Below are 6834 nucleotides of genomic sequence, written 5' to 3'. Positions count from 1 at the left end.
TGCCTTCGACGACCTTGCCGAGCACGATGAGGCCTTCTTCTTCGAGTTCGACCGCGGCGACGGCGAACGGTTCGAAGGGGTCCGGGGAGGGATACGGCGGGGGTGGTGCGTAGCGGTTTTCGGTGTAGCTCCACACCGTGCCGCGCCGCGACAGCGGGACCAACGCCAGGGTGTCGCTGTCACAGGCCGGGTTGGGGCAGTTGTTCTCCCGCGGCGGGAACACATAGGTCGCACACGCGGTGCATTTGCCGCCGATCAGATGGGTGTCACCGTCGTCATCGGTGGCGAACCACCCTTCGAACGCGGGCTCTGTGGTTGCTGCTGGCACGAGGGTCAGACTACCCAGTTCGAGGGCAAAACTGAAACGTGTTGCAGTTTGACCGCGCGCCGCGGTCAGTGAGCGTCGAGCAGGATGCGCAGCAGGTCGTCGGGATTGTCGCGCATCAGGTTGTGCTTGCCGTCGAGTTCGTGGGTCACCCAGGCCGGATCGTTGCGCACCCGGTCATAAGACGGCCGCAGCGGCGACTCACCGGGCCAGTCCAGCGCGTAGACGAAGATGCGCTGACGGAATCTGCTCAGGTCGCCCTGCACGCGCAACGGTTGCAGCACGGTGGCCAACGGGTGCGCGGTGGCGCGCTCGTCGAAGAACGGCATCGGCGGGACCCCGAACCCGGTGTCGTCGACCTCGACGTACCACTGGCGTTCCTCGTCGTTCACCAGATCCCAACAGGCCTCGCCATCGTGGGGTACCACTGCGTCGAGGTAGACCAGCGAGTCCACCCGTTGTGGGATACGGTCGGCGACCCCGGTGATCACCATGCCGCCGTAGCTGTGCCCGACCAGAACCAGATGGTCGTCACCGGCGGCATCGGCGTCGATCGCGGCCAGCACATCGGTGATGTGGGTGTCGAGGTTGACCYCACYGGGCAACAGGTGGGCCCGTTCGGCGACGCCGGTCAGTGTCAGTGCGAGAACGCGGTGCCCCTGGGCGCGCAGTGCGGCGGCGAGATCGTCGAAGCACCAAGCGCCGTGGCACATTCCGGGAATCAGGACGTAGGTGGTCATCAGCGGTTGCTCCTTGCGGTGTCGTTGCGGTACTTGGTGGTGACACGGTCGAGATCTGCGGCGGTGCGGGCAGACGTACGGTGCATGTCGCGGTTGGCGGCCACCACCTCGGCGGTCTCGGCCCGGCGCTGGTCCTCGTAGCGGCGAAGCCCGGTCACTCCGCCGGTTGCGTACTCCTCGGCCAGTACCCGGGCATCGACGACAGCCTGCGAACCGCCGTTCGCGCCGACCGGGTACATCGGGTGCGCGGCGTCGCCGAGTAGGGTCACCCGACCGGTTCCCCAGTGCGGCAGCGGGTCTCGATCCACCATCGGATAGCAGAAGATCTGTCCGGTCTGCTCGATCAGCGCGACCGGATCCAGCCAATCCAGGTTCCACTGCCCGACGTGAGAGCGGATCTCGGGAGCAGTGGCCGGCGCATTCCACCGGGCGTCGCCGTCGAGCACGCCCGCGGTGCCGGTCGGCACCTGCAGCACCCAATTCACCAGGCCATCGCCGATCGGATAGATCACCAGATCGACACCGCCGTCATCCTGCACGATCGCCATGGTGTGGCCGTCCAGGAATGGCGGCATCGGGGTGGCCCCGCGGTACATGGTGATCCCCGACCACATCAGTGGATCGGGTCCGGGATGCAGTGTGGCGCGCACCGTGGAGCCGATACCGTCGGCGCCGATCAGTGCCGCGCCGGTGAACGTGCCTGCGCCGACACGTACTTGCACGCCGTCGGCGTTCTGGTCGAAGCTGTCGACTCCTGCACCGGTACGTACCGCGTGGCCGCCGATGCGGTCGAGGACGGTGTCCAGCAGCAGCATCTGCAGCCGGCCGCGGTGCACCGAGAGTTGCGGATGTGCATCCCCGGCCGCCAGTCCGCGCGGCTCGCGGAACACCAGCTCTCCGCCGGAGGTGTAGAAGCAGATCGTGGCCGGCGCGACGGCGATATCGCGCAGCGCCGTACCCAGTCCCAGGGCGGTGAGCTCACGGACCGCGTGCGGCAGCAGGTTGATGCCGACACCGAGCGGGCGCAGCGACGCCGTGCGTTCCAGGTTCGTGGTCTCAATACCCCGCGCATGTAGCGCGAGCGCTGTGGTGAGGCCGCCGATACCTGCGCCGGCGATCAGAACGGTTGATGACTCCATTCTTCCACCGTGTTCGAACTGCATGAATAAGTCCAATATCATCTGTGTCTGAGATCTATAATCAACCCTTATGGAGGTACGTCAGCTGGAGTATTTCGTCGCAGTCGTCGAAGAATGCAGTTTCACCAAGGCGGCGCAGCGGGAGCGGGTGGCGCAACCGGCGGTGAGTGCGCAGATCCGGCGCCTCGAGCGCCAGGTCGGGCAGTCCTTGCTGACGCGATCGAGTCGCGAGGTGCGGTTGACGCAGGCCGGTGCCGCATTTCTGCCTCATGCCCGTGCCGCGCTCGCCGCCATTCGGGACGCACAACGTGCCGTCGACGAGGTCGCTGATCTGGTCCGGGGTTCGGTCGCCATCGGCACGGTGACTCTGCACCCGGTCGATGTGGCCGGATTGATGGCCGATTTCCACGCCGACCACCCGTCCGTCGAGATCACCTTGGGCACAGACAATTCCGATGTCCTGCTGGACAAGCTCGCCGACGGCCGGCTTGATATCGCCATCGTGTCGATCGGCGCGGACGAAGAACCGGCTGATCTCGACGTGCACGTGATCACCGATGAGGCCATCGAGGCAGCCGTGGCGCTCGATCACCCGCTGGCGCGTCGTCGGTCACTTCCGCTGGACGTGCTGTGTGCGCATCCGCTGATCTCACTCCCGGTGGGCACCGGACTGCGGACCCGCCTCGATACCGCCTGTGCGGCAATCGGTGTGACCCCGCGAATCGCCTTCGAGGCGACCAGCCCGCGCGAGCTCGCGGAGTTGGCCGGGCATGGTCTGGGGGTCGCGATCCTGCCCACGTCGATGGCACGCAACGATCCGAAACTGCACGTCCTGCGTCTGGTGCCGGCGCTGCGCGGGCGGCTGGTGTGGGCCTGGCGGCGGGATATCACCAGCCCGGCCGCTCGGCTGCTGCGCGAGCGGGCGACCGCGCGGCTCCCGGGTCAGACGGCCGGCGGGACCGTCACCCTGACGTAATGCTGGGCGCGGGCGTAGCCGTACGCGTCGTACTTCGGGTACTGGAACCTGTTCTGCGGCACCAAATAGTTCATCAACTGGAGCAGCGGGTCGAAGAGCTTGGCGGTGAACTCGTTGAGCCCGTGCAGATGCGTGCCGACGTTGGCTTCCGTGGCGTGGATGTAGAAGGTGACCGTGCCGCCGCCGGCGGCCAGTTCGGCGTCGGGAATGTAGGTGTAGTTGCCGGCCGCGTCGACGCTGGCGGTACCGCGCGCCGGCGCGGTGCCGATCGAATACGTCAACGGATCGTCGTCGACATCGGCCCCGATCACCTGCCCGGTGAAGCTGCCGTCGCTGTTGCGGATCGGACCGGATGACCCGGCGATCGTCGGGGCCGTGTTGATGAACGACTTCCGGAAGGCCTTCTCCAGCGCGGCGAACGGGTTGAAGCCCGCGGAGGCGGTGGTGCTCGCTTGCGCGGCCGTCAGGCTTCGTGCCGACGGGGTCAGATCGGTCGTGTCCGGCTTCGGTGATGAGGTGCCGTGGGTCCGGGCCGTGGCCACGGTGCGCGGGGCGGTGCGTCGGGCGGTCGGTCCGGCCGCGTTACCCGTGGACTGCGACGAACTCTTCGTCCCGCCCGCGTCGCCGGTGTCGGCGTCGGCCACCGCGGTGCCGGTGGTCAGCGCGGCGCCGATGCCCAGCGCGACGGCTCCGGTGCCCAGCCAGACCGTCACCGCGGGCGGAGGTGTCTTGGCACGATGCTGTCCGGGCATGGAGGTTCCCCTTTATCTGGACCATACGACTGAATTGTCGCCAGTGATAATTAGCATGCGAAAGCCAGGCTTGCGCTGCTCCGCGCGCGAAATCTCACCGAAGCAGCGGATATCCGTACGATCGGCCGACAGCGTGGCCCACCTGTCGGGGTGGGTGCCTAGAGTTGGGTGCGTGAGCCCCGCCAAGACTGCCGCCGCGGCACCCGAGAAGAAGCCCGGCACTGACGAGAAACCCACGTTGATGCTGCTGGACGGCAACTCGCTGGCCTTCCGCGCGTTCTACGCGCTGCCCGCCGAGAACTTCAAGACCCAGGGCGGGCTGACCACCAACGCCGTGTACGGCTTCACCGCCATGCTGATCAACCTGCTGCGCGATGAGCAGCCCAGCCACATTGCCGCCGCCTTCGACGTCTCGCGGCAGACCTTCCGCAAGGAGAAGTACCCCGAGTACAAGGAAGGCCGGTCCGCGACGCCGGACGAGTTCCGCGGCCAGATCGACATCACCAAAGAGGTGCTGGTTGCGCTGGGCATCACCGTGCTCGCCGAGGACGGTTTCGAGGCCGACGACATCATCGCCACGTTGGCGACCCAGGCCGAGGATGCCGGCTACCGCGTGCTCGTGGTGACCGGTGACCGGGATTCGCTGCAGTTGGTCAGCGATGACGTGACCGTGCTGTATCCCGTCAAGGGGGTCAGCGAGCTGACCCGCTTCACCCCGGAGGCCGTGCAGGCCAAGTATGGCCTCACGCCGGAGCAGTACCCGGATTTCGCGGCTCTGCGGGGGGACCCCAGCGACAACCTGCCGGGCATCCCGGGGGTGGGGGAGAAGACCGCCACCAAGTGGATCGTCGAGCACGGCTCGCTGCAGGCGCTGGTCGACAATGTCGACACCGTCAAGGGCAAGGTCGGAGATGCCTTGCGCGCCAACCTTTCCTCGGTGGTGCTCAACCGCGAGCTCACCGAGTTGGTGAAGAACGTGCCGCTGCCGCAGACGCCCGACACGCTGCGCATGCTGCCCTGGGATCGCGACCACATCCACCGGCTGTTCGACGACCTCGAGTTCCGGGTGCTGCGCGACCGGCTGTTCGACACCCTCGCCTCGGCCGACCCCGAGGTGGATCAGGGTTTCGAGGTGCGCGGCGGTGCACTGCAACCCGGTGAACTCGCGGCCTGGCTGTCCGAACACAGCCTGGGCAACCGGTTCGGCATCGCGGTCGTCGGTACCCACCTGGCCTTCGACGGTGACGCGACGGCACTGGCCATCGTCGCCAACGACGGTGACGGCCGCTATATCGACACCACCACCCTGCACCCCGATGACGAGGCTGCGCTGGCGTCCTGGCTGGCCGATCCCGGCCCGCCCAAGGCGCTGCACGAGGCCAAGCTGGCCATGCATGATCTGGAGGGCCGCGGCTGGAAGCTGGCCGGCGTCACCTCCGACACTGCGCTGGCGGCGTACCTGGTGCGGCCGGGGCAGCGCAGCTTCGCCCTCGACGACCTGTCGCTGCGGTACCTCAAGCGTGAACTGCGAGCGGACAATCCCGAGCAGCAACAGCTTTCGCTACTGGATGACAACGACGGTGTCGATGAACAGGCCGTACAGGCGGTGCTGCTGCGGGCCGGCGCGGTGATGGACCTCGCAGACGCGCTGGATGAGGAACTGGCCCGCATCGACTCCTCCTCGCTGCTCGGCCGGATGGAACTTCCGGTGCAGCGGGTGCTCGCCGAACTCGAAAGCACCGGAATCGCGGTCGATGTGGCGTTCCTGCAGGAGCTGCAGAGCGAATTCGGGGATCTGATCCGCGACGCCGCCGAGGCCGCGTACGGCGTCATCGGCAAGCAGATCAACCTCGGCTCGCCCAAGCAGCTGCAGGTGGTGCTCTTCGACGAGTTGGAGATGCCGAAGACCAAGAAGACCAAGACCGGCTACACCACCGATGCCGATGCGCTGCAAGGTCTTTTCGACAAGACCGGGCACCCGTTCCTGCAGCACATGCTGGCCCACCGCGATGCCACTCGCCTGAAGGTCACCGTCGACGGCCTGCTGAACTCGGTGGCCTCCGATGGCCGTATCCACACCACCTTCAATCAGACCATCGCCGCGACCGGGCGACTCTCGTCGACCGAGCCCAACCTGCAGAACATCCCGATCCGCACCGAGGCCGGCCGCCGCATCCGCGACGGATTTGTGGTCGGCGCGGGTTACGCAGAACTGATGACGGCGGACTACAGCCAGATCGAGATGCGCATCATGGCGCACCTGTCCCGCGACGAGGGCCTGATCGAGGCCTTCAACACCGGTGAGGATCTGCACTCGTTCGTGGCCTCGCGGGCGTTCGACGTGCCCATCGACGAGGTCAACGCCGAACTGCGCCGCCGGGTCAAGGCGATGTCCTACGGCCTGGCCTACGGTCTGAGCGCCTACGGTCTGTCGGCTCAGCTGAAGATCAGCACCGAAGAGGCCAAGAACCAGATGGAGCAGTACTTCGACCGTTTCGGCGGAATCCGTGACTACCTGCGTGACGTCGTGGACCAGGCCCGCAAAGACGGTTACACCTCAACGGTTCTCGGTCGCCGGCGCTATCTGCCCGAGCTGGACAGCAGCAACCGTAACGTCCGTGAGGCCGCCGAGCGCGCCGCCCTCAATGCCCCCATCCAGGGCAGTGCCGCCGACATCATCAAGGTCGCGATGATCAACGTCGACGACGCGATCAAGGCTGCCGGCCTGAGATCGCGGATGCTGCTGCAGGTGCACGACGAACTGCTGTTCGAGGTGGCCGAGGGGGAGCGTGACACCCTCGAGGCGCTGGTGCGTGAGCACATGGGCAATGCCTACCCGCTCGACGTGCCGTTGGAGGTGTCGGTCGGGTACGGGCGCAGCTGGGACGCCGCGGCGCACTAG

General features: G+C 66.9%; 6 protein-coding genes. 2 read left to right on the top strand and 4 right to left on the bottom strand.

Features of this window, described 5'->3' with window-relative positions; genetic code table 11:
- The 3 genes from AC1DTF_RS17815 to AC1DTF_RS17805 all read right to left on the bottom strand — a co-directional run.
- A partial coding sequence (locus AC1DTF_RS17815; protein ID WP_477475011.1) for a Zn-ribbon domain-containing OB-fold protein occupies positions 1-328 on the bottom strand: 328 nt, incomplete at its 3' end.
- A gap of 65 nt (positions 329-393) precedes the next feature.
- Positions 394-1065: an alpha/beta fold hydrolase gene (locus AC1DTF_RS17810; protein ID WP_477475010.1), complete on the bottom strand. Its 672-nt coding sequence runs from the start codon at positions 1063-1065 to the stop codon at positions 394-396.
- Positions 1065-2204 (bottom strand): FAD-dependent monooxygenase, encoded by a 1140-nt coding sequence (locus AC1DTF_RS17805; protein WP_477475009.1) that lies wholly within the window; start codon positions 2202-2204, stop codon positions 1065-1067. Before AC1DTF_RS17805 ends, AC1DTF_RS17810 begins: the two co-directional genes overlap by 1 nt.
- A 70-nt stretch (positions 2205-2274) precedes the next feature.
- Between AC1DTF_RS17805 and AC1DTF_RS17800 the strand changes: the two genes are divergently transcribed.
- A complete protein-coding gene (locus AC1DTF_RS17800) occupies positions 2275-3180 on the top strand; it encodes a LysR substrate-binding domain-containing protein (protein WP_477475008.1) in 906 nt (301 codons plus the stop codon).
- On the opposite strand, the gene AC1DTF_RS17795 is transcribed toward AC1DTF_RS17800, so the two are convergent.
- On the bottom strand, positions 3147-3932 hold the full coding sequence (locus AC1DTF_RS17795; protein WP_477475007.1) for an Ig-like domain-containing protein: 786 nt from the start codon (positions 3930-3932) through the stop codon (positions 3147-3149). The genes AC1DTF_RS17800 and AC1DTF_RS17795 overlap by 34 nt on opposite strands.
- Positions 3933-4173: 241 nt before the next feature.
- On the opposite strand from AC1DTF_RS17795, the gene polA reads away from it, so the two are divergent.
- Positions 4174-6834 carry a DNA polymerase I gene (gene polA, locus AC1DTF_RS17790; protein WP_477475017.1) on the top strand — a complete coding sequence of 887 codons (2661 nt, stop codon included), beginning with the start codon at positions 4174-4176 and terminating at the stop codon, positions 6832-6834.

Source organism: Mycobacterium sp. P4_H6, assembly GCF_056400845.1.
The sequence above is the reverse complement of the archived record's forward strand: the minus strand, read 5'-3'. Positions and strand labels throughout refer to the sequence as shown.

Coding starts and splice junctions, on each gene's coding strand:
- AC1DTF_RS17805 (WP_477475009.1), bottom strand. CDS start 2,204: ATGGAGTCATCAACCGTTCTGATCGCCGGCGCAGGTATCGGCGGCCTC.
- AC1DTF_RS17800 (WP_477475008.1), top strand. CDS start 2,275: ATGGAGGTACGTCAGCTGGAGTATTTCGTCGCAGTCGTCGAAGAATGC.
- AC1DTF_RS17795 (WP_477475007.1), bottom strand. CDS start 3,932: ATGCCCGGACAGCATCGTGCCAAGACACCTCCGCCCGCGGTGACGGTC.
- polA (WP_477475017.1), top strand. CDS start 4,174: ATGCTGCTGGACGGCAACTCGCTGGCCTTCCGCGCGTTCTACGCGCTG.